Here is a 21,339-nt window from a genome sequence, read left to right as displayed (position 1 = left end):
CCACGCTGAGCGACTCCATTACGATCACATGCGCACCCTCAATCCGGAGGGGGCACTCACAACCTGAGCTCTCCGGAAAAGCCGGGGTGGATCAGGCACCGTGAGCACTCCCCAGTAGGGCAGCCGTGCCGGCACCACCAGAAGGAGCGGCAGCGTGACCACCAGTCCGAGGGCACCCGCGACATCGAATCGCTGCCGGCGAACCGGGCGGGGCGGATCAACTGGGATCAAGCCGACAATTCCGCAGAACAGACACAGCCCCACCCCGGCCGCGACCCAGAAGATCAGCTGCGGTCCACCACATCGGGCAAGTACCGCCGAGACCGGCAACGCCAAGGCGCCACCGACGCCCACCGTGACCGACATGGCGGCCGTTCCCATTCGTAGTGCCGCGGGGCCCACCACCACCCGCATCAGTCCGATACCCACCGGAATGGCGCCGGCACCCGCACCGGTCATGGCCCGGCCGACGGCCATCATCGGCAGGGCATCGGCAACGGCACAGATCACCGACCCGAGAGTGACCAGCGCCGTGGTGACCAGCAGTACACGGCGCCCCCCGTAAAGGTCGGCGGCACGACCGGCGATGGGAGTGGTCACCGCGGCCGAGACAAACATGGCCGTCAAAATCCAAGAGGCCGAGTCACTGTCGCTGCCGAGCACGGCGGCGAGCTCGGCCAGGACCGGAATGGGGGCGGTGGCCAGCAGGGAGGGCACCAGCCCCGCACCGCAGAGCACGGCCACAGATGCAGCGGAACGGCCACCGGCCGACGGAAGATTCATGACGACAGTGGATTCATGACGACGGTGGATTCATGCCGCCATCGTTTCGTTCGTCACTATGCGAGTTCATCATCGCGCGCACCGGCCCACCAATCCCTCATTGTGGGTATCTTTGGCCCAAGCCTGCTTGCCGCATCGCGAAATATGTTGGGCTGAGGCTATTCTCGGCGCATACCTCGACATCGTCGGCAGAAGGAACACCACATATGCACAAGACCACGGGGGTCGTTCTCGGCGAGGAGACCTCCCGGATCCACCTGGGTACCGCAACTTTCGGAATCTCTCCGACCGCCGAGGCTGCCACCGCCCTGGTCTCTCGCGCGCTCGATCTCGGCATCACCGTCTTCGATACCGCCGATTCCTACGGCAACCAACGCGAGTTTGATCGCCCGGGGGTCGCCGGTCACCTCGAGAGGTCCTCGGCCGAGGAGATCCTCGGCCGCGCACTGCACGGGGTCAGAGACAGCGTGTGCATCGCCAGCAAGGTGGGTGAACCCCTCGGCGAGCAACGCGCCCGCGGACCGTTCACCACGAATCTGAGCCCGGCGCACATCCGTGCCCAGCTCACCGAGAGTCTGCGCCGACTGCAGACCGACCGGATCGATCTGTACTATGCCCACCATCCCGATCCGGGAACGCCCGTCGACGAGACCGCCGGGGCCTTCGATGATCTGGTCCGCGAAGGTCTCATCAGGGAGTGGGCCGTCTCCAATCACTCCGGACAACAGTGGACCTCGGCGGCGTCTGCCGCCCATCATCGGCCGATGTGCAATCAGGTGCGATACAGCCTGGCCGCACGTGGTGTCGAGACCAATGGGGTCTGCAGCGCCGCCGACCAACTTTCGGGATCACTGGTCGCGTACTCTCCGCTGGCCGGGGGTCTCTTGGCCGGGCGGGCGGCGATGACGGCCGAGTACGCCGGTGAATCACGCTGGGGCGGTTCCGGATTCACCGCCACCCAACGATCGCTGGGCGAGCGGATCACCGATATCGCCTGCGAGTATTCGTTGGACCCTGCGGTGCTGTCGATCGCCTGGCTCCTCGACCGACCCCACGTTGGTGCGGTGGTGGTGGGCACCAGCTCTCCGGAGAAGCTGGTCCGGCTCTGTCAGGCCGATACGATCACACTCGATGACGCATTGAGAACAGCTCTCGACACAGCGAGCTCAACCGCGGCCGATGCCAAGGCAGGTGCCTGATCGGTTCTTGCCCAGTCGGTTTCACTCTCGCCTCATCGATCGATTATCCGCGGTCGGCAACCGCCCACTCGCAAGCTGCGTCGGTGGCTTCGGTATCGGCGGAATCGTAGGAGAAGCGACGTTCAGTCGACCCGCGGCGCCCACGCCGACATCCGCCCGAGCAGCGGTCGCTTCTTGTCGATGTGCCGGGTCATCCGGGACAGAATCCGGTCCAGCGATCCGATCGCCTCGACGATGTGCGGCCCCTTGTTGAGCATCACGCATTCGGCCCGATTACCGGTGGCGGCGTCGGTGATCTCGGCGCGGGTGGGCAATCCGGTGTCGGCGAGATGATCGAGCACCTCGGTGGCCCAGATGACCGGCACATGCGCGGCCTCACACAACCAGAGGATCTCCTCCTGCACCTCCGCGAGCCGCTCGAAACCGGCCTCCACCGCCAGATCGCCGCGCGCGATCATCACGCCCACCCGCCGGGTACGCAACAGTTGCAGCAACACCGACGGCAGGGCCTTCACGCACGCCATCGTCTCGATCTTGACCACCAGCCCGAGATCGTCGGCGTCGAGCTCGGCCAGATGCGTCTGCATGTCGGCGACGTCGTCGGCGCTGCGCACGAAGGACAGATTCACCAGATCCGCGATGTCGACGACCGTGGTCAGCGCGTCGAGATCGTCGGTGGTCAGGGCTGTGGTCGGCAGTTCGGTGTCGGGCAGGTTGATCCCCTTGGCCTCGCGCAGTTTGGTTCCGCTCAATCCGGCTCGCGTCAGCTCGACGACGATCTCGGCGGCCTCCCCCGGCCGGAAGGCACCAGATTTCGACGAGGCATCCGACGTCGACGAGACGAGGCCGCCGATCTTGCCGTCGTCGAAAAAGATGCGATCCCCCTCACACACCGAGGCGAACACCTCCGGCAACGTGCAGCCGATTCGGTGGTGTCCGTCGTCGGTGGGCGACACCGGGGTCAGATCGGCGGTCAGCGTGATGGTGTCGCCGGCGAAGACGCGCAGGGCCTGCGGCACCGGGGGCAACGCCCCGATCTGTGTGGTCGGTCCGTCGCCGGACCACAGTCTCAGTCCCGGGGTCAGGTACATGGTGCGATCGGTGCCCAGCAGCACGCCGCTCGAGGTGATCTCGGCGACCCGCAGCACCCGGCGCCGGCCGCGGGCGTCGATGAGTCGCACCTCGTCATCGACCGACCGCGCCGCCAGCCAGGCCGGATCACCGATCGGGACCGCGTCACGGACCTCCGACCGGATGGGCGCGTCGCCGACCCACACCCGGGCCGGTACCAGGACCTCGCCGAGCAGATTGCGCGTCGGACGCACCTTGAGCACCTGCGGTCCCGCGGCGATGGGCCCGGTGCGCAGCTTGGGTCCGGCCAGGTCCATCGCCACCCGGATGTCGGCGCGCGCGGCGCGCACGTGGGCGGCCATCGACCGCCAGTCGGCCGGATCGTCGTGGGCGCAGTTGATGCGGGCCAGGTCCATTCCGGCGGTCGCGCACCGCGCCGCGATGTCGACGTCGGCCGCGGCCTCCGACGGCATCGTCACCATGATGCGCGTCGGCCGGCCGGCCGGTGACGGGCCCAGCAGGGTCACCGCGTTCTCGGCGAGCGGATGGTGGCCACCCGGCTCGACGTCGCCGGCGGCCGGACCCGAATCACCCAGTGCGTCGTCGAGGATGCGGATGACCGCATCCAGGTTGCGTAGCACCCCCTCCTCCATCCGGCCCAGCGACGACAGGCCCTGGGCCGACAGATCCATCTGCAGATCGCGCAGATCGTGGGCCCGCAGCGCGCAGTAGTGCACGATGTTGGCCGCACTCTCCCGATGGGACGGATGTACCGCCGAAATCGCTTCGGATGCAGCCGCTTCGGCGGCTTTCGCGTCGTGGTGAAGCGCGGTGAGCCGATCACGCAGCCGGGCCAACTCGCGCCGCCGCGCCCCGCCGTCGGAATCGACGTCCGGCGTCGTCTCGCCGCCCTCACGCACCGTCATGCCGCGAGGGTACTGACCAGCGGAGAACCCGGCCATCCGACGACGATGAACTCTTGGTGCGACCTCGTCGACGATGGTCTTTCGTGGGAGATCGTCAGTCCTTCGACTGCGGCAGCTTCACCTTCGACGCGCCCCGCTTCGCCGGATTCGACGGCGGCGGCACCATCGGACCGATGTCCCCGTCGGGCGCGTCATCGAGATCGACGATGACCGGCGCGTGGTCGCTGGGTTTGGTGCCCTTACGCGCTGCGCGATCGACCCAGGCCGCCGCCACCCGGTCGGCGGTGTCGGCGCCGGCGAGGATGAGGTCGATCCGCATGCCGAGGTCCTTGTGGAACATCCCGGCGCGGTAATCCCAGTAGCTGAAGACGCGGTCGTGCGGCCAGCGCGCGCGGACCACGTCGGTGAGGCCGACCGCCTCGAGATCGGCCAGCGCCGACCGCTCCGGCACGGTGACGTGGGTGTGGCCCTCATACGCCCGCGGGTCGTAGACGTCGGCGTCGGCGGGGGCGATGTTGATATCGCCGCACAGCACCGATCCGGCCGCCTCCGGTCGGACAACCTCCCGCAGCCGGGCCAGCCACGCGAGCTTGTAGTGATAGTGATCGGAATCGGGCTCGCGGCCGTTGGGCACGTAGAGGGAATAGATGCGCACTCCCCCGCAGACAGCCGACACCGCGCGCGCCTCCGGCGCCGAGTCGGGTTCCGGATAGCCGGGGGCACCGTCGAAACCGCGACGCACATCCTCGAGGCCGACCCGCGACAGGATCGCCACGCCGTTCCACTGCCCCTGTCCGACGTGCGCGAATTCGTAACCTCGGTCGGTGAATTCGGGTCCGAGGACGGTATCGAAGACGTCGTCGGAGAGCTTCGTCTCCTGCAGGCACACCACGTCGGGTGCGCGTTCGTCGAGCCACGGCAGCAGTCGCGGGATCCGTTGCTTGACCGAGTTGACGTTCCAGGTGGCCACACGCATGGGCACCACGGTAGTAGGGCGTGTCGCCGAGCCATTCCGCCAGTGGGTGTCAAACAGATGAATGTCGATGGCATCGCCATCGGCGATGTGCCATGGTTGGCCAGAAGCCACCAACACCGACGCCACCAACACCGACGCCGCCATCACCGAACAGCCAGGGGCGTGGCCATGACACTGCGGGCCGGATCGACCTTCGCCGGATACACCGTCATCTCCACGTTGGGTGCGGGCGGAATGGGGCAGGTGTACCTCGTCGAACACCCGCATCTGCTGCGCCGGCAGGCCCTCAAGGTGATCTCGCTGGCCGGAGCCGGCAACGAGGAATTCGCCCGCCGATTCACCAACGAGGCCCGCACCACCGCGACACTCGAGCATCCGGCCATCATCACCATCCACGATTTCGGCATCGCCGAGGACACCCCGTGGTTCTCGATGAGCTACATCGACGGCGACGATCTGACCACCGCGGATCTGACCCCGCCGGAGGTCGGCGAGGTGGTCTCCCGGGTGGCCGACGCCTTGGACTACGCGCACGGTCACGGGGTGGTCCACCGCGACATCAAACCCGCCAACATCATGCTCACCCGCACCGCCGACGGCGTCATCGACCGGGTCGTCGTCCTCGACTTCGGCATCGCGAAACTGGCGAATTCGCCGGGAACCTCGCTGACCGCATCGAATGCGGTGGTGGGCACGCTGTCCTATTGCGCGCCGGAGATCATCGAGGGCGCTCCCGCGACCGACCGCTCCGACCAGTACTCCCTCGCGTGCACCGCCTACCAACTCCTCACCGGGACACCACCATTCACGGCCGGATCGATCCCGGCGCTGATGCTCGCCCATGTGAGCCGACCCATTCCACGCATCGCCGACACACGTCCGGAACTCGCCGCCTTCGACCAGGTGTTCGCCACCGCGCTGGCCAAGGCCCCTGTCGGCCGCTATCCCGATTGCCGAACTCTCGCGGACGAATTCATCTCGGTGCTCGCCGTTCCCGACCCGCATACCGCGGCGACGGCACTGGCACCCACCCCACCGACAAACCCGGTCACAGCGGCGAATCGGTCACGCACACAACCGATCCCGGGACAGTTTTGGTCCCGCGCGCCGCAGCACCCGGAGTCCTTTCCGGTCACCGGCGCGCCCGGGTTCGCCGAGCCCCCGCCGACCACCGACCCCACCCGGCGGGCGGCGGGCGGTCCACCGCGACCTCCGGTGCGCCCGTCCCGACCGGTGACTCCCGTTCCGCCCCAACGCACCGCACACGCCTTCGGCACCGGTCCGGGGTCGGGCCCCTCGCAGGCCTACAGCGCCCTCACCGACGCACGCCGCGACCCGGCGCACGCCCACACCGTCGCCGCGTCGAGCAACCCGAGCGCTCCGACCCCCGCCGTCCCCGATGCACCGGCCCCGACCAACCCGTCGTCGGCGCGCTCTTCGGTCGCCGCGATCGTGTTCGCGGCGATCGTCGCGCTGGCCGGTGTGGCGATGATCGTCGCGAGTCGGCTCGTGTGGGTGAGCGTCGCCTTCACCGACCAAGCCGGGCTACGCCGCAGCTACGCGATCTCCGGACACGGCGCGGCGACCGTCGGCGACAGCGCGGGCAGCCTCGACGAGCTGGCCACCGCCAACTACGCCGCACCCGGCATGATCACCGCCATCTGCGGGGCCGTACTGGTCGTGACCGCGGTGATGATCTGCGTGCGGCCGATCTCCCTGTTCGGCTCCATCGCGAGCGTGGTCGCCGCAGCGGTGGCGGGCTTCGTCACCGCACGGGCGGTCGGCGACCCGTGGGCCGCGGTCGCCTCGACCGATCCGGACATCGCGCCGTATTCGCAGTGGCTGGACACCACGACCGTCGGACCCGGACTGTGGATCGTCGGCGGCGCGGCCGGGGTCGCGGCCCTCGCGGCGATTGCGGCCGGGGTGATGCGGCGCTCGTCGCGGCACGGCGCGCGACGCTGAGGCGACACGGATCCCGGCTCCCACCCATGGCAGGATCGACGCCATGTCCCGTGTCTCCGAACAACTCTGGTGGGTTCGCCTACTGCGTCTGGCCGCCGCCGGGCTCGGCGCCGCCGCGCTCATCATCCTGCCGTTCGAGCAGGCCGACGTGCCCGGTTTCACCCTCGCCAACTACTTCAGCTATTTCACGGTGCTGTCGAATGTCGCGGCCGTCGCAGTCCTGGCCGTCGGTGCCCTCGCGGCACCGGATTCGCCGGCATGGCAATGGATTCGGGGTGCGGTGACCACCTGCATGGCGATCACCGGGATCGTGTACGCGCTGCTGTTGTCCAACATCGATGTCAACGTCAACACCGAGTGGATCAACGACGTCCCGCACCGGCTACTACCGGTACTTCTCCTCCTCGACTGGGCGGTGATCCGGCCGCGTCGCCTTCCCGGTCACAGCTGGTGGACGTGGCTGCTGATCCCACTCGTCTACGGCGTGTACACCTTGACTCGCGGCCCCTTTGTCGACTGGTATCCGTACCCGTTCATCGACCCGCGCTCGCAGGGATATCTCTCGATGACCGTTTCGATCGTGATCGTCTTCGTGGGTATGGCCGGATTGTCGTTCGCGGTGTTCTGGCTGGGCACCCGGCGATCTCCCTGGTGAGGGCAACCCGTCACAAAATCGAGTATTGCGGTTCATAAAGTGTGATACTCGTCACATGTCTATCTCGATTCGGACTCATCGCGGAGCCCTGTCCGTCCTCGTCGGTATCGCGGCCGCGATGATCCTCGCCCTCGCGGTACCACCCACGGCCGCCGACGCCGCGACACCGCGCTGGACCGGGACCTGGAAGATCACCTCGCTGGCGTCCGGCAAGACGGGGACCAGCCTCGCAGCCCGTCAGGCCGAACCCGACTTCTCGGCCACCTACACCTTCTCGACGTCATGTTCGTGGTTCGGGTGCACCGCGACCGTCACCGGCGGGCCCGTATCGTCCAATCCGACGGTGCCCTGGCCGCCGTCGTACCGGTGGACCGGCTCCCGCTGGCAACGCGACTTCTCCTGGCAGTGGGACTGCTACCAGCCCGGTGCCGCCAAGGTGTGGAAGCCCGCACGTTCCACGCAGTACTTCACCCCACAATCGGGCACCAGCATGACCGGCCGGTGGACGACCACGATCAGCGGCGGACCGTGCAATGGGACGGTCGCCTGGAACATGACCGCCGTGAAGATCAGCTGACCGATCACCGGCGTCAACGCGAAATCACCAGCGCTCCGCCGGCGCTGGTGATTGCCTGTGCGACAACGTGCGCCGGACTCAGTTCACGGTGTGAACGTAATCCGAGGTATCGATGGCGTCATAGGTGGGGCTGGTCACCGAGGTATCCAGTTTCTTGGACGTGATGGCCAGGCCCTCCCCGGTCTGGACGAACACGGTTCGCTCGGTGAGGTCATAGCCGGACCAGTACCGCGAGAAGTCGCTCCACGTGTTGATGTCGCCCTTGTGCTCGAGTCCGGGCGGGATGATCACGGTGCGGAAGGCGGCATATAGCTGGGAGATTCCCTTCTCCCGGCCGAATGGTTTGAGGTAGGCGGCGAGGTTCAAGGCGCGCACCATCCGCGACGGTGAGGTGTAATCGCCGGGCAGACCGAACATCCCGAAACCCGTACCGCCTTCGATGAGCTGCAGTTCGTAGCCGGTGGGCAGTGTGGTGGCGGCCGTGGGGTCGACGTTCGACAGGCCGAGGTAGTTGCGGATGTTGATCAGGTGCCAGTCGTATTCGGGGCTGTTGGTCATGACGCCCGCGTAGTCGTAGATCTTCAATGCTCCGTCGTCGACCGGCTCGAGCACGATGCCGTCACCGGTGGTGTCGACGAAGCTGAAATGTAGCGGGAAGGCGATCTTCTGACCAAGGGCTTCGAAAGGCTGATCAACGAGCGCGAACGTGGCGTACTTGTCCCGGATCTCCGCGACGGAGGCGAACTGGGAGAGGATGTAGCTGACGAACTCCTCGCCGAGGACTGCGGTCTGCCCGCGCGCCGCGATGTCGTCGGCCGATCCCTTGGTGCACTCCATCAGGACCTGGAGGTCACCGGCGAGTCCCTTCTCGTTGATGCCGTCGAAGAGGACGGTTGTGCCTTTGACACCCGTCCCCATGGTGGCGTACTTGCTGGTCCACGACGTCAGCGGGCTCTGCATCTCGATGTTGGCCGGGAAGGTCGAGATGGTGACCAGATTGTCGAGCTCGGCGGGCATCCCGGCCGGCGTGCCGAACATCGGGATGTCCAGATCCATCGTCCGCCCGAAGAAGATGTCCCCGTTCGTGGCGGTAACCCTGATTCCTGTGCACATCCGCATGCTCCCATCGTCGTTCTTTCTTGGTATCTCGTGTCCGACCGAGCGGACGCCGTATTCAATTCCACCGGATGTCCGGCCGAGCGCGTGTCACTCGCCGAGAACTGGGCACAGGTTCGCGACATGTCGGCACAAGAATGGCCTCGGCTTCGCACGGCACCGCGGAATGTCACGTGGTCAGGCGAGTCCGGCTGCAGACTTTCGCCGACCACCGGATCTGTGCCATCGTGTGACCATCAACACATCAACCGGGTCCACGCACGCCCCCCGCCGCCAGGTCATCGCCGCATCGTGGCGCCGTTCGGCCATGTCCGGGATCCGTCCCGACAACGATGCACTTCCCGACCCGGTCGACATCTCCTCGGCCGATCCGCTGCTCGACGCGGCCCGACCGGTGCTCGACGAGGCCGCGGGACGGATCGCCGGTAGCGAGATGTCGCTGTTGCTCGTCGACCACGAGTGCCGGATGATCTCCCGGGTCACCGCCGGCTCGACGATCGAGCGGGTGCTCGACGATGCCGGTGCGGCCCACGGGGTGCCGTTCGCCGAATCATCGGTCGGCACCACCGCACTCGGCACCCCCGCCGAGATACGCCGCGGCGTGATGATCAACGGCTCCGAGCACTATCTGGAGAAGTTCAAACGGCTCAGCTGTTTCGGCCAGCCGATCATCCATCCGGCGACCCGACGCCTCGTCGGCAGCCTGTGCATGACCGAGGTCAACGAGAAGGCCAACCCGCTCGCCGTTCCGTTCGTGACCGGCATCGTCGCCGATATCGCCGACCGCCTGCTGGACCGGTCCCGCGCCCACCAGCGCCGGGTGCTCGATGCCTTTCAGCGCGCCGCGCCGCGCCGCGACATCGCTGTCGCGGCCCTCGGCGACGACCTGCAACTCACCAACACCCTTGCCGCCGAGCTGCTCTCGGCCGCCGACATCGGCGCGTTGCGGGCGGTTCTGGCCGATCCGGCGCTGCACGAGACGAGCCTGGCGCTGACGTTGAGTGCCGGTACCGCCGTCGACATCCTGGTCGAACCGGTGCCCGGAACCCGCGGCGCGGCCCTGTTCTTCCTGCGGCCGCATCTCGCCGGTGACGCGCCCACCCGGGTCACGCACACCCGCCCGCACACGAGCGGCGCCGTCGCGGTCACCGGGGAACCCGGCACGGGGCGCAGCACCGAGGCGGTCGCGGTGGCAACCGAACTCGGCGGCGGTTCGTCCGCACCGGTCGTCGTCGATATCGCCGAGTCACTCATCGAGGGGGCGGCACCCGATGTCACGGTTCTGCTGGCCCGCGCACGAGAACGTCGGACCGCGCTGGTCATCGATGGTGCAGAGTTGCTCGATGACCGCTCGTTGTCGCTGCTACGCCACGCCGCCGGGCGGGCACTCACGCCGGTCGTCGTGGTGACCGGGCCCGCCTCGCAGATCGGCGCGGGTGCGGCGGCATTGCTCGGCCAATGTCCACGACGGATCGAGCTGCCACCGCTGCGGCAACGCACCGCCGAACTCGGCTCCCTCGCCTCGGGGATGGTCACCGATCTCGCGCCGGGGACCACACTATCCAGCGCCGCCACCGACGCGCTGCTGTGTCAGGAGTGGCCCGGCAACCTGACCGAACTGGTGACCGTCCTCGGCGAGGCGGTGGCCGCCTGCCACGCCCGGTCGGCACGCACCGTCGAACAGAACGACCTGCCGCGCGGATACCGAACCATCAGCCGCGCTTCCCATCTGGCCGGATTGGAACAGGCCGAACGCCAGGCGATCATCGCGGCACTGGAACGGTGCAAGCACAACAAGGTCAGAGCGGCAAAGGAACTCGGGATCAGCCGCACCACCCTCTACGCCCGGATGCGCTCGCTCGGGATCTGAGCGCGTCCCGGAAGTCGCCTCACCCGTTGCCGATCGCCTGGCGGGCGAGCACCGAGATCAGATCGGTCTGGGTCACAATGCCGACGATCTCGTCACCGTCGACGACCGGGACCGCATCCGCCCCGTGATCGGACAACTGCGGCAGCAGCGCGGCGATCGGCGTGTCGGCGGTGACCACCGGGAGGTGGGCCGTCATGACGTCGGCAGCGGTGACGGGACCACCGCGTCGGCGCGGGCGCAACGGTGATCCGGTCCGGCGCGGGTCGAGACCGACGGACTCGATGAGGTCGATCTGGAAGACGACACCGGCGAAAGTGCCGTCTGCGCGCACCACCGGCAGCGAGGTGAACCGGTGCGTGCGGAACAGTTCGGCGAGTTCGGAGTGCGGCGACTCCGGTGCGACGGTCACCAGGTCGCGCGACATCACGTCGGCGGCATGCACCGGTTCGGCTAGATGTCCGGCGGCCCGCTGTTCGGCCGCCCCGACGAGTCGGGCCAGATCGGCGACGCTGAGGTTCAACGACTGCTGGTAGCGCTCGAGGATCTCGGTGAGATCGCCTTCGTCGAGGCCGACGCGTTCGTCGGATTCGTGGACCGGATCGAACTGGTGGAACGGATAGGGACGGCCCGTCAGCCGGCCGTAGACCGCGGCGACCACCACCAGCAGGCCACAGCCGAGAGCCACCGGCGCCAGGGCGAATTCGTATCCGATCTGGTGGATCGTGTCCGGCGCGAGGGCCGCGCTCATCGCCACCGCCCCGGCCGGCGGATGGACCGCGCGGCAGACGATCATCACCGCGATGGCCAGGCCCACCGCCAGCGCCACCCTCGGCACCACCGGGTCGACCAGCAGGGTGATCGCCACCCCGACCAGCGCCGACAGTGAGCTGCCCACCACCGTCGGCCACGGTTGCGCGAGCGGGCTGTTCGGTGCCGCGAAGACCAGCACGGTCGTCGCACCGAAGGGTGCGATCAGAAAGAACCCGAGTGTCGGGGAGACGCCGGATGTCACCAGTACGGCGCCGGCGACGGTGAGGCCGAGCACGGCGCCCACTCCGGCTCGCAGTGCCTCCCGCACCGATCCGGCCGTGCTGGCGGGCCCCAATCCGCGCAGCACGCGATTCATGAATCGCTCATCCCGTCGAGTCGTTCGAGACATGAGATCTCCTCGCGTGTGCGGTTCGGGGCTGTCTCACGCTAACGAGGCGGCCGTCGGCGCCCGCACGGGAGGTGTCAGCGACGGGGATTGACCGACGTGCTGTTCACCAGGGGTGTTCAGTTTCTGCACACGCCGTCGGACTCATGCGATGGCAGAAATAGAAGCGGGTCCGCATCTATGACCCATATCACTGATCGTCCGATTCGAGCAGGAGGCCACATGACCGCCGTCGCCACCGAACTTCTCCCCCGCGTTCGGGACTTCATTTCCACCGACCGGCAGATGCTGATCGGGGGTGAATGGGTGTGGGCCGAGTCGGGGCAGACCTTCGAGACGATCGATCCGGCCAACGGCCGCACCACCACCTCGGTCGCCCACGGCGGATCCGCGGACGTCGACCGTGCGGTCCGCGCGGCGCGCGAGGCGTTCGACGGACCGTGGTCGCGGATGAAGCCCAACGAACGCGAGCGGCTGCTGTGGCGCGTCGGTGACATCCTCACCGAACGGGCCGCGGAATTCGGTCAGCTCGAGGCCCTCGACAACGGCAAGGCCGCGACCATCGCCACCGCCGTCGACACCGCCTGGTCGGCCGACATCTTCCGCTACAACGCCGGCCTGGCCACCAAGATCACCGGTTCCACCGTCGACGTGTCGATGCCCTTCGTCCCCGGTGGCGAGTTCCACGCGTACACCCTGCGTGAGCCGGTCGGCGTGTGCGGCCTGATCGTGCCGTGGAACTTCCCACTGTTGATGGCCGCGTTCAAGCTGGCTCCGGCGCTCGCTGCGGGCAACACCGTCATCCTCAAGCCGGCCGAGCAGACCCCACTCACGGCACTGCTGCTCGGCGAGGTCTTCCAGGAGGCCGGATTCCCGCCCGGGGTCGTCAACATCGTGACCGGATTCGGCGACGCCGGAGCCGCACTGTCGGCGCACGACGACGTCGACAAGATCGCCTTCACCGGATCGACCGAGGTCGGCAAGAAGATCGTCGACGCCGCCAAGGGCAACCTCAAGAAGGTGTCGCTGGAACTCGGCGGCAAGAGCCCCAACATCGTGTTCGCCGACGCCGACTTCGAGAAGGCCGTCGCCGGATCCGTCGCCGCCTGGATGTTCAACCACGGGCAGTGCTGTGTGGCCGGCACCCGGCTGTTCGTCGAACGTCCCATCTTCGACGACTTCACCGCCGCCGTCGCCGAGGCCGCCTCGCAGGCGAAGATCGGACCCGGACTCGACCCCTCCACCGAACTCGGACCGCTGGTCAGCCAGGAACAGTTCGACCGAGTGTCCGGCTACCTCTCGGCCGGCCTGGCCGACGGCGCCCGCGCCCTGACCGGCGGAAAGCGTTGGGGCGATGAGGGTTTCTTCATCGAACCGACCGTCTTCGTCGACGTCGAACCCCATTTCTCGATCGTCGAGGAGGAGATCTTCGGTCCGGTCGTCGCAGCGATGCCGTTCGACGCCGACACCGGTGTGGCCGCCGCGGCCAACGACTCGATCTACGGTCTCGCCGCGGGCATCTGGACCCAGGATTTGTCGAAGGCCCACAAGACGGCACGGCAGATCAAGGCCGGCTCGGTGTGGGTCAACCAGTACAACGGCTTCGACACCGCGATGCCGTTCGGCGGCTACAAGCAGTCCGGGTGGGGACGCGAACTCGGTTCGTCCGCGATCGACCTCTACACCCAGACCAAGGCCGTCAACATCGCACTCTGACAGTTCTTTTCGATATCACTCTGCACCGAAGGAGTCATCCATGACGCTCACCACCAAGGCCGCCGTCCTCACCGGACCCGGCAAGCCGTTCGAACTCGTCGAACTCGATCTCGACGAGCCCCGCGAAGGCGAGGTCCTGATCAAGTACACCGCGGCCGGTCTCTGCCATTCCGACCTGCACCTCACCGACGGTGACCTCCCGCCGCGCTATCCCATCGTCGGCGGACATGAGGGTTCCGGCATCATCGAGGCCATCGGGCCCGGCGTCACCAAGGTCAAGGTCGGTGATCACGTCGTCTGCAGCTTCATCCCGAACTGCGGCACCTGCCGATACTGCTCGACCGGCCGCCAGAACCTCTGCGACATGGGCGCCACCATCCTGGAAGGCTCGATGCCCGACGGCTCGTTCCGATTCCATTCCGGTGGCGACGATTTCGGCGCGATGTGCATGCTCGGCACATTCTCCGAGCGGGCCACCATCAGCCAGCATTCGGTGGTGAAGGTCGACGACTGGCTGCCGTTGGACAAGGCAGTGCTGGTCGGTTGCGGTGTGCCGTCCGGATGGGGCACCTCGGTCTACGCCGGCGGTGTGCGCGCCGGTGACACCGTGGTGATCTACGGCATCGGCGGCCTGGGCATCAACGCCGTGCAGGGCGCGGTATCGGCCGGCGCCAAGTACGTCGTGGTCGTCGATCCGATTGCCCTCAAGCGGGATACCGCGATCAAGTTCGGCGCCACCCACGCCTTCGCCGATGCCGACGAGGCCGCCGCCAAGGTGAACGAGCTCACCTGGGGTCAGGGTGCCGATCAGGCCTTGATTCTCGTCGGCACCGTCGACGAGCAGGTGGTGCAGAGCGCAACCGCGGTGGTCGGGAAGGGCGGCACCGTCGTCATCACCGGTCTCGCCGACCCGACCAAGCTCACCGTGCATGTCTCGGGAACCGATCTCACGCTGAACCAGAAGACCATCAAGGGATCGCTGTTCGGCTCGGCCAACCCGCAGTACGACATCGTCAAACTGCTGCGCCTCTACGACGCCGGACAGCTCAAGCTCGATGAACTGATCACCCAGACCTACACGCTCGACCAGGTCAACGACGGTTACCAGGATCTCCGCGACGGCAAGAACATTCGCGGCGTAATCATCCACGACAGCTGATCGGCAGCCGCTGATCGGTTCCAGACCCGGCCCGGGTACGACGCGCCGCCCCGCCGTCGTTCCCGGGCCGTTCCATGCGCACAGTGACAGCGCCCGGTTGCTCGTTGACAGCGCTCAAGTTTCCGTTGACAGCGCTCAAGTTTCCGTTCAGGCGATCAGCCCAACGAGCACGAGCACCAACGGCATCGAGAGGAGCACCAGGGCGCCCGCGGTCACCCACCGGTGATCACGCAGGATCGCAACGTACTCGCGGATCTCGGCATTCGGCATGAAGTAGGGTGCCGTCGGTGCACCGGTGCCGAAGCCACGTATACCGGCCTCTCTCATCATGGTTGCCGCACGGAATACGTGGTAGTCATTCGTCACCACCGCAGCGGTTCCCCGGATGTTTTTGTCGGCCAGCATCTGTGCCGAGAAGCGCAGATTCTCAGCAGTATCGGTCGAACGGTCCTCGCTCAGCAGCCTGTCGGTGGGCATGCCCCGCCGGGCCAGGTACTCAGTCATCGCCGACGCCTCGGAGCGCGCCTCATCCGAGCCACGTCCACCGGAACTGACGATAACGGGGTCGGCGCCGAACTCGCGTGAGCGCCGCGCCACCTCGAGCGCGCGGTCCAGTCGCGCGCCCAACAGTGGTCCGACGGTGGTGCCGTTCTTCAGTCCGGCACCCAGGACCACGATGGCGTCAACCGGCTCCCGCCGCGCACGGATCGCACCCCACCGTACGTAGGCATATGACCAGCCGACGACGATGGCGAACACGAAGCCGAGGTAGCCGGCCGGTAAGGCCAGGGCCAGCAGGATCAGCAGAATCGTGTTGCTCGCGGAGGAGTCGCTCCATCCGACGACGACGCCGACGACAACCGAAACCGCGTACACGACCAGAACAGTCCCCAGGGCAGCCGACAGCGACATCGTCACGCCGAAGCCCTCCCGGCCGATCAGCTTGATTCCGTTGATGATCAACGCAACGCCGAGTGTGGCGACAGCAAGCAGCGCCACCATCCCGGCGCCGAGCAGAAGCCACGCAGCAGTCAATTGCGAGGTTCCCGATACCAGTGCGAGACTCACATCCGCCACCAGAACCGAAACGGCAGTGGCCAGAAACACCGCGGGCAGCAGTCGACGGGGTTCGCGCCACGCGAGATAGCCGCCGATCACCAGCAAGAGAACACACACCACCGCAAGGACATCCACGTCGACCAGTGTGCCAGCACTGTGCCGGCACCCACTTCTTCCCGAACGCGCTCGGCCCACCGCGCCCGGGGCCGCCGACAGCACCTCGCGCTCTGTAACAGCGCTCCGCATTTCACCGACAGCGCTCCATCCCGTTGACAACGCCCTCCATCTCGTTGACAGCGCAGGGATTACGGTCGAGTCGGCCCATCACGCCGGTCGAGCCGGACGGAGCGCCAGCGAAGTCCGAGTCCGCCGGGGCCGAGCTTGTCGGGCTGCTCGACCAGCGGGAGTTTTCCCTGGAACCTCCACAGTGAAACATCAACGCCGACACCCGGTGTCGTCACGTTCGACGGCCGTCTCGTCAGAGATCGGTACGCAGCGCGTCCGACACCATCTCCGTCCACGACGCCACCACCTGTTCTCGTCGGTGCGAATCGTCGGACAGTGTGTCGGCCAGGCCGAGTCCACGCGCGAGGTCGAGGGTGATCTGCGCGATCCGGTGAACCTTCGGGTTCGCGCCCGACGGATCGAGCATCGCCACCGTCACCTGATGTGCGGCGCGGGCGAACTTCGCCTCGAGCGGCAAGATCAGTTCGCGCAGTGCGGGATCGGATGCTGCGGCCGCCCACACCTGCAGTGCCGCCTTGAACGTCACCCCCGTGTAGAGGGCGACGGCCCGGTCGATCGCTGCGGCCACCCGATCGTCACCGTCGGGCATCTCATCCTGCACCGTCGACGCAGACGCCGTCATGTCCTCGAAGACCTGCTCGAGCGCGGCCGTGATCAGGGCTTCCCGCGTCGGGAAGTGATGCTGCGCCGCCCCACGCGACACACCGGCCCGCTCCGCCACGATGGACACCGTCGCCGCGGCCCAACCGTCGCGTGCCAAGGTGTCGATTGTCGCCCGCAGCAACCGTTCTCGCGTCAGTCGGGATCGCTCCTGCTGCGGCTCGCGCGGGGCACTCGGTCGTGCGGTGGTCATGCCAGATCCCACGACGGCCGACGCTTCGACAGGAACGCCGTCATCCCCTCCCGAGCCTCATCGCTACCGAACAACGCTGCCGATTCCTCGGCACGCCGACGGCCATACGTCTCGAATGCTGCGAGGACCGCCGTCGTGGTGAGAGCCTTCGAGGCCGCCAAACCCTGCGGCGACGCCTTCCGGATTCCAGTCAACGCGCTCGCCAGGCAATCGTCGAGATCTGCGACACCACCAGCGGATTGCGTCACCAGCCCGACCCGTTCGGCGGTCTCGGCGTCGAACGTCTCACCGGTCAGGTAGTACCGCCCCGACGATCGTGCGGACATCTTGGGCAACAAGACCAACGAGATCACCGACGGCGCCAATCCCAGCCGCGCCTCGGTGAGCGCGAACGTGCATGCGGGACCGGCGAACACCATGTCGCATGCGCCGATCAGACCGAGTCCGCCTGCCCGAACATGACCGTCGATCCGCGCGATCACCGGCTTCGGCGATTCGAGGATCGAGCGAATGAGTCCGAGCATCGCCTCCGTCCCGGCCGCCGATGCCTCCTCGACGCTCGCACCACGAGCCAACGCCTCGCTCAGGTCGGCCCCCGCACAGAACGTGTTACCCGAATGTGTCAGCACCACTGCCCGCACCTCGGGATCGTCTGCTGCAGAGACCAACCCGTCGAGCAACTGCGTCACCAGGCTCGTGCTCAACGCATTCCGGTTCTTCGGTGAATCCAGCGTCAACGTCGTGATGCCGTCGACGGTCGACGAATGGACAACCTCAACGGTTCCGTCGGCCATGATGCACCCCACCTCTCGTCTCAGTACGACTTGGGCAACCCGAGACTCGTCTGAGCCACGAAATTCAGAATCATCTCACGACTGACCGGCGCGATCCGCGCGATCCGCGCCAGGGACAGCATCGGCGCCAAACCGTACTCGGACGTCAACCCGTTGCCGCCGAGTGAGTGAACGGCCTGATCGACGATCTTGACGCACGCCTCCGCAGCGGCGTACTTCGCCATATTCGCCGGCTCGGCTGCACCCCAATCATCGCCGGCGTCATACAGTGTGGCGGCCTTCTGCATCATCAGCTTGGCCATCTCGAGTTCGATCTTGCCCTGCGCCAACGGATGCGCGATCGCCTGATGTGCGCCGATCGGCGTCTTCCAGACCGTGCGGTCGTTGACGTACTCGACGGCCCGCGACAGCGCGAACCGGCCCATCCCGATCGCCGACGCCGCACCCATGATGCGCTCCGGGTTGAGGCCGGCGAACAGTTGACTGATCGCCGCATCCTCCAAACCCACCAACGCATCGGCCGGTAGCCGGACGTCGTCGAAGAACAGCAGGAACTGCTTCTCCGGGTTCTGCAGTTCCATCTCGATCTGGCGGTACTCGAAATTCGGTGTGTCGGTGGGCACGATGAACAACGTCGGCTTGAGCCGCCCCGTCTTCGCATCCTCGGTGCGGGCCACGATCAGTACCGCCTGCGCCTGGTCGACCCCGGAGATGTAGATCTTGCGACCATTGAGCACCCACTCGTCACCGTCACGCTTGGCGGTGGTGGTGATGTTGTGCGAGTTCGAACCCGCGTCGGGCTCGGTGATCCCGAACGCCATGGTGATCGACCCGTCGGCCAGGCCGGGCAGCCACCGCTGCTTCTGATCGTCGGTGCCGAACCGGGCGATCACGTTTCCGCAAATCGCCGGCGACACCACCAACATCAGCAGGCTCGTCCCGGCGGCGGCGAGTTCCTCCATCACGATGGACAGTTCGTACATGCCGGCGCCACCGCCACCGAACTCCTCGGGCAGGTTCACCCCGATGAAGCCGAGTTTTCCTGCCTCCTCCCACAATTCGTCGGTCTTGCGGCCCTCGCGGGCGCATTCGCGGAAGTAATCCTGCCCATACTTGGCCGCCAGACCGGCGACCGCGGCACGCAGTTCGGCCCGTTCGGGTGTCTCGACAAAAGGATTCTCGGTCATGGGATGTCCTGTCTCACTCGGGTCGTGCGTCGGATGTGTCGGAATCGGGATCACTGATGACGGCCAGGACGTCGCCGACCGCCAGCTGCCGGCCGGCCTCGACGGCGAGCGTGGTGACGATGCCGTCGGCGGGCGTCGAGATGGTGTGTTCCATCTTCATCGCCTCCAACCAGATCAGCGGCTGCCCCGCGGTTACCCGGTCGCCTTCGGCGACGGCCACCCGGATCACCGCCCCCGGCATCGGCGCCAGCAGCGACCCCGGTCGGGCGACGGCGGTCGGATCGACGAAACGTGGCTTGCGACGCAGATGCAACGACCAGCCCGGGCCGTCCACGTAGATGTCGTCGCCGCCGTACCGTGCGACCCGTAGGCGTCGGCGTACCCCGTCGGCGCCGACCACGACCACCTCGCCGTCGGAAGCCGAGATGACCGACAGCTCCGGCGAATCTGGCAGACCGATACCGTCGCGGGTGTGCCGGTAACGCACCGTCACCTCGGTGTCATCGGGCAGCAGATAGCCCTTGGACTGCGCAGCCGACGCCATGTTCCGCCAACCCGGCGCCAGGGTCGACTGCACCCGCGCACGCGACCGGTTGACCGCCGCATCCGACAGCGCCGCGGCGATGCCCGCGAGGGTGATCGCCTCGCCGTCGGCGAGCGGCGCCGCAAGGGTGTCCAGTCCGACCTCGTCGAGGTATCCGGTGTCGGTCTCCCCCGCGCGGAAGGTCTTCTCCCGCAGAATGTTCACCAACATGCCCCGGTTGGTGACCGGACCGTGCAGGGTTGCATCCGCCAAGGCCTGCGCCAGCATGGCTGCCGCCCGGTCCCGCGTGGGTGCCCACGAGATGACCTTGGCCAGCATCGGATCGTAGAACGTGGAGATCTCCGAACCGTCGGCGATCGACGAGTCGACACGCACCCCGGGCCGGCTCAGACCGTCGAAATGTGTTGCCGCGGGGATGTCGATGGCGTGGACGGTGCCCGACTGCGGTTGCCAGTCGGCGGCCGGGTCCTCGGCGTAGAGCCGGACCTCGATGGCCGCGCCGTTCGTCGTCGGTGCCGACACGTCGAGGTGCTCGCCCATCGCCACCCGCAACTGCCATTCGACGAGGTCGGTGCCGGTGGTCAGTTCGGTCACCGGATGCTCCACCTGGAGACGGGTATTCGTTTCCAGGAAGTAGAATCGCCCGCTCTCGTCGGCCAGGAACTCCACCGTTCCGGCGCCGGTGTAGCCGATTGCCTCGACCGCCGATCGCGCTGCGGCGTAGAGTTTTTCACGCATCTGCTGACCGGTGCGTTCCACCAGGGGCGCGGGCGCCTCCTCGACGACCTTCTGGTGTCGACGCTGGATGGAACATTCGCGTTCGCCGACGGCCCAGATCGCTCCGTGCACATCCGCCATCACCTGCACCTCGATGTGATGCCCACGCTCCACATACGGTTCGCAGAACACCGTCGGGTCGCCGAACGCCGCCTGGGCCTCCCGGCGGGCCGCATCCACCTGGTCGGTGAGTTCGGCGAGGTCGCGCACGATCCGCATACCGCGGCCGCCACCACCGGCCGACGCCTTGATCAGCAATGGCAGATCGGCGTCGGTCACCGCGGCCGGGTCGATGTCGCCCAGCACCGGTACGTCCGCGTCGGCCATCAGCTTCTTGGCGTTGACCTTGGAGCCCATCGCGGTGATCGCCGCCGGCGGCGGACCGACCCAGGTCAGTCCGGCGTCGATCACGGCCTGCGCGAATTCGGCGTTCTCGGACAGGAATCCGTATCCGGGGTGAATCGCATCGGCGCCCGCGGACTGCGCGGCGGCGATGATCTGTTCGCCCCGCAGGTAGGTGTCGGCGGACGTCGAACCGGGCAGACGTACCGCGACGTCGGCGGCGGACACATGTGGCGATCCGGCGTCGGGGTCGGAATACACTGCGACGGTGCCGATTCCCATCCGGCGGCAGGTCGCGAAGACCCGGGCGGCGATCTCGCCGCGGTTGGCGACGAGGACTCTGGTGATCAGGTTGGTCACGGTGTTCC

The 21,339-nt window shown here is 67.2% G+C and carries 17 protein-coding genes; 7 read left to right on the top strand and 10 right to left on the bottom strand.

Going from position 1 to position 21,339, the window contains the following annotated elements:
• Nucleotides 1-24 precede the first annotated feature (24 nt).
• Nucleotides 25-783 carry an MFS transporter gene (locus tag ACWETB_RS09595; RefSeq protein WP_452210817.1) on the bottom strand — a complete coding sequence of 253 codons (759 nt, stop codon included), beginning with the start codon at nucleotides 781-783 and terminating at the stop codon, nucleotides 25-27.
• A 206-nt stretch (nucleotides 784-989) separates the two neighbouring features.
• On the opposite strand from ACWETB_RS09595, the gene ACWETB_RS09590 reads away from it, so the two are divergent.
• On the top strand, nucleotides 990-1,982 hold the full coding sequence (locus ACWETB_RS09590; protein ID WP_452210815.1) for an aldo/keto reductase: 993 nt from the start codon (nucleotides 990-992) through the stop codon (nucleotides 1,980-1,982).
• 122 nt (nucleotides 1,983-2,104) lie between these two features.
• On the opposite strand, the gene ACWETB_RS09585 is transcribed toward ACWETB_RS09590, so the two are convergent.
• Nucleotides 2,105-3,979, bottom strand: a complete 1,875-nt coding sequence (locus ACWETB_RS09585; RefSeq protein ID WP_452210813.1) for a pyruvate kinase — start codon at nucleotides 3,977-3,979, stop codon at nucleotides 2,105-2,107.
• A gap of 94 nt (nucleotides 3,980-4,073) precedes the next feature.
• The gene (locus tag ACWETB_RS09580) at nucleotides 4,074-4,955 is read right to left on the bottom strand and encodes an exodeoxyribonuclease III (RefSeq protein ID WP_449741309.1); all 882 of its coding nucleotides are present in this window, start codon (nucleotides 4,953-4,955) and stop codon (nucleotides 4,074-4,076) included.
• Between the two features lie 168 nt (nucleotides 4,956-5,123).
• Here ACWETB_RS09580 and ACWETB_RS09575 point away from each other — a divergent pair, with 168 nt between their 5' ends.
• The 3 genes from ACWETB_RS09575 to ACWETB_RS09565 are packed head-to-tail and all read left to right on the top strand — an operon-like array spanning nucleotide 5,124 to nucleotide 8,152.
• Nucleotides 5,124-6,920 carry a protein kinase domain-containing protein gene (locus ACWETB_RS09575; protein ID WP_449741310.1) on the top strand — a complete coding sequence of 599 codons (1,797 nt, stop codon included), beginning with the start codon at nucleotides 5,124-5,126 and terminating at the stop codon, nucleotides 6,918-6,920.
• A gap of 43 nt (nucleotides 6,921-6,963) precedes the next feature.
• Nucleotides 6,964-7,575: a Pr6Pr family membrane protein gene (locus ACWETB_RS09570; RefSeq protein ID WP_452210810.1), complete on the top strand. Its 612-nt coding sequence runs from the start codon at nucleotides 6,964-6,966 to the stop codon at nucleotides 7,573-7,575.
• Nucleotides 7,576-7,630: 55 nt separating this feature from the next.
• Nucleotides 7,631-8,152: an Rv2253 family sensor-like surface protein gene (locus ACWETB_RS09565; protein WP_452210808.1), complete on the top strand. Its 522-nt coding sequence runs from the start codon at nucleotides 7,631-7,633 to the stop codon at nucleotides 8,150-8,152.
• A 78-nt stretch (nucleotides 8,153-8,230) separates the two neighbouring features.
• Here the strand turns inward: ACWETB_RS09565 and ACWETB_RS09560 are convergent, their stop codons facing one another.
• Nucleotides 8,231-9,265, bottom strand: coding sequence for a linear amide C-N hydrolase (locus ACWETB_RS09560; RefSeq protein ID WP_452210806.1), 1,035 nt, complete (start codon nucleotides 9,263-9,265; stop codon nucleotides 8,231-8,233).
• 310 nt (nucleotides 9,266-9,575) lie between these two features.
• Between ACWETB_RS09560 and ACWETB_RS09555 the strand changes: the two genes are divergently transcribed.
• The gene (locus tag ACWETB_RS09555; RefSeq protein ID WP_452210804.1) at nucleotides 9,576-11,138 is read left to right on the top strand and encodes a helix-turn-helix domain-containing protein; all 1,563 of its coding nucleotides are present in this window, start codon (nucleotides 9,576-9,578) and stop codon (nucleotides 11,136-11,138) included.
• A 19-nt stretch (nucleotides 11,139-11,157) separates the two neighbouring features.
• Here ACWETB_RS09555 and ACWETB_RS09550 read toward each other — a convergent pair whose 3' ends face one another.
• Nucleotides 11,158-12,264, bottom strand: a complete 1,107-nt coding sequence (locus ACWETB_RS09550) for an HPP family protein (protein ID WP_452210802.1) — start codon at nucleotides 12,262-12,264, stop codon at nucleotides 11,158-11,160.
• A 252-nt stretch (nucleotides 12,265-12,516) separates the two neighbouring features.
• On the opposite strand from ACWETB_RS09550, the gene ACWETB_RS09545 reads away from it, so the two are divergent.
• Both ACWETB_RS09545 and ACWETB_RS09540 read left to right on the top strand, forming a co-directional pair.
• Nucleotides 12,517-14,010 carry an aldehyde dehydrogenase family protein gene (locus ACWETB_RS09545; protein WP_452210800.1) on the top strand — a complete coding sequence of 498 codons (1,494 nt, stop codon included), beginning with the start codon at nucleotides 12,517-12,519 and terminating at the stop codon, nucleotides 14,008-14,010.
• A gap of 40 nt (nucleotides 14,011-14,050) precedes the next feature.
• Nucleotides 14,051-15,169: an NDMA-dependent alcohol dehydrogenase gene (locus tag ACWETB_RS09540; protein ID WP_449741317.1), complete on the top strand. Its 1,119-nt coding sequence runs from the start codon at nucleotides 14,051-14,053 to the stop codon at nucleotides 15,167-15,169.
• Nucleotides 15,170-15,316: 147 nt separating this feature from the next.
• Here the strand turns inward: ACWETB_RS09540 and ACWETB_RS09535 are convergent, their stop codons facing one another.
• The 5 genes from ACWETB_RS09535 to ACWETB_RS09515 form a co-directional block, all read right to left on the bottom strand.
• Entirely contained in the window at nucleotides 15,317-16,363 is a 1,047-nt protein-coding gene (locus tag ACWETB_RS09535; protein WP_449741318.1) for a YdcF family protein, read from the bottom strand.
• Between the two features lie 343 nt (nucleotides 16,364-16,706).
• Nucleotides 16,707-17,327, bottom strand: a complete 621-nt coding sequence (locus ACWETB_RS09530) for a TetR/AcrR family transcriptional regulator (RefSeq protein ID WP_452210797.1) — start codon at nucleotides 17,325-17,327, stop codon at nucleotides 16,707-16,709.
• Nucleotides 17,324-18,121, bottom strand: a complete 798-nt coding sequence (locus ACWETB_RS09525) for an enoyl-CoA hydratase family protein (protein WP_449741320.1) — start codon at nucleotides 18,119-18,121, stop codon at nucleotides 17,324-17,326. Before ACWETB_RS09525 ends, ACWETB_RS09530 begins: the two co-directional genes overlap by 4 nt.
• 20 nt (nucleotides 18,122-18,141) lie before the next feature.
• Nucleotides 18,142-19,308, bottom strand: coding sequence for an acyl-CoA dehydrogenase family protein (locus ACWETB_RS09520; protein ID WP_452210794.1), 1,167 nt, complete (start codon nucleotides 19,306-19,308; stop codon nucleotides 18,142-18,144).
• Nucleotides 19,309-19,321: 13 nt separating this feature from the next.
• On the bottom strand, nucleotides 19,322-21,331 hold the full coding sequence (locus ACWETB_RS09515) for an acetyl/propionyl/methylcrotonyl-CoA carboxylase subunit alpha (RefSeq protein WP_452210792.1): 2,010 nt from the start codon (nucleotides 21,329-21,331) through the stop codon (nucleotides 19,322-19,324).
• Nucleotides 21,332-21,339: the final 8 nt, after the last annotated feature.

This window comes from Gordonia sp. NPDC003950, assembly GCF_053605205.1.
This window is presented reverse-complemented; position numbering and strand designations above follow the sequence as displayed.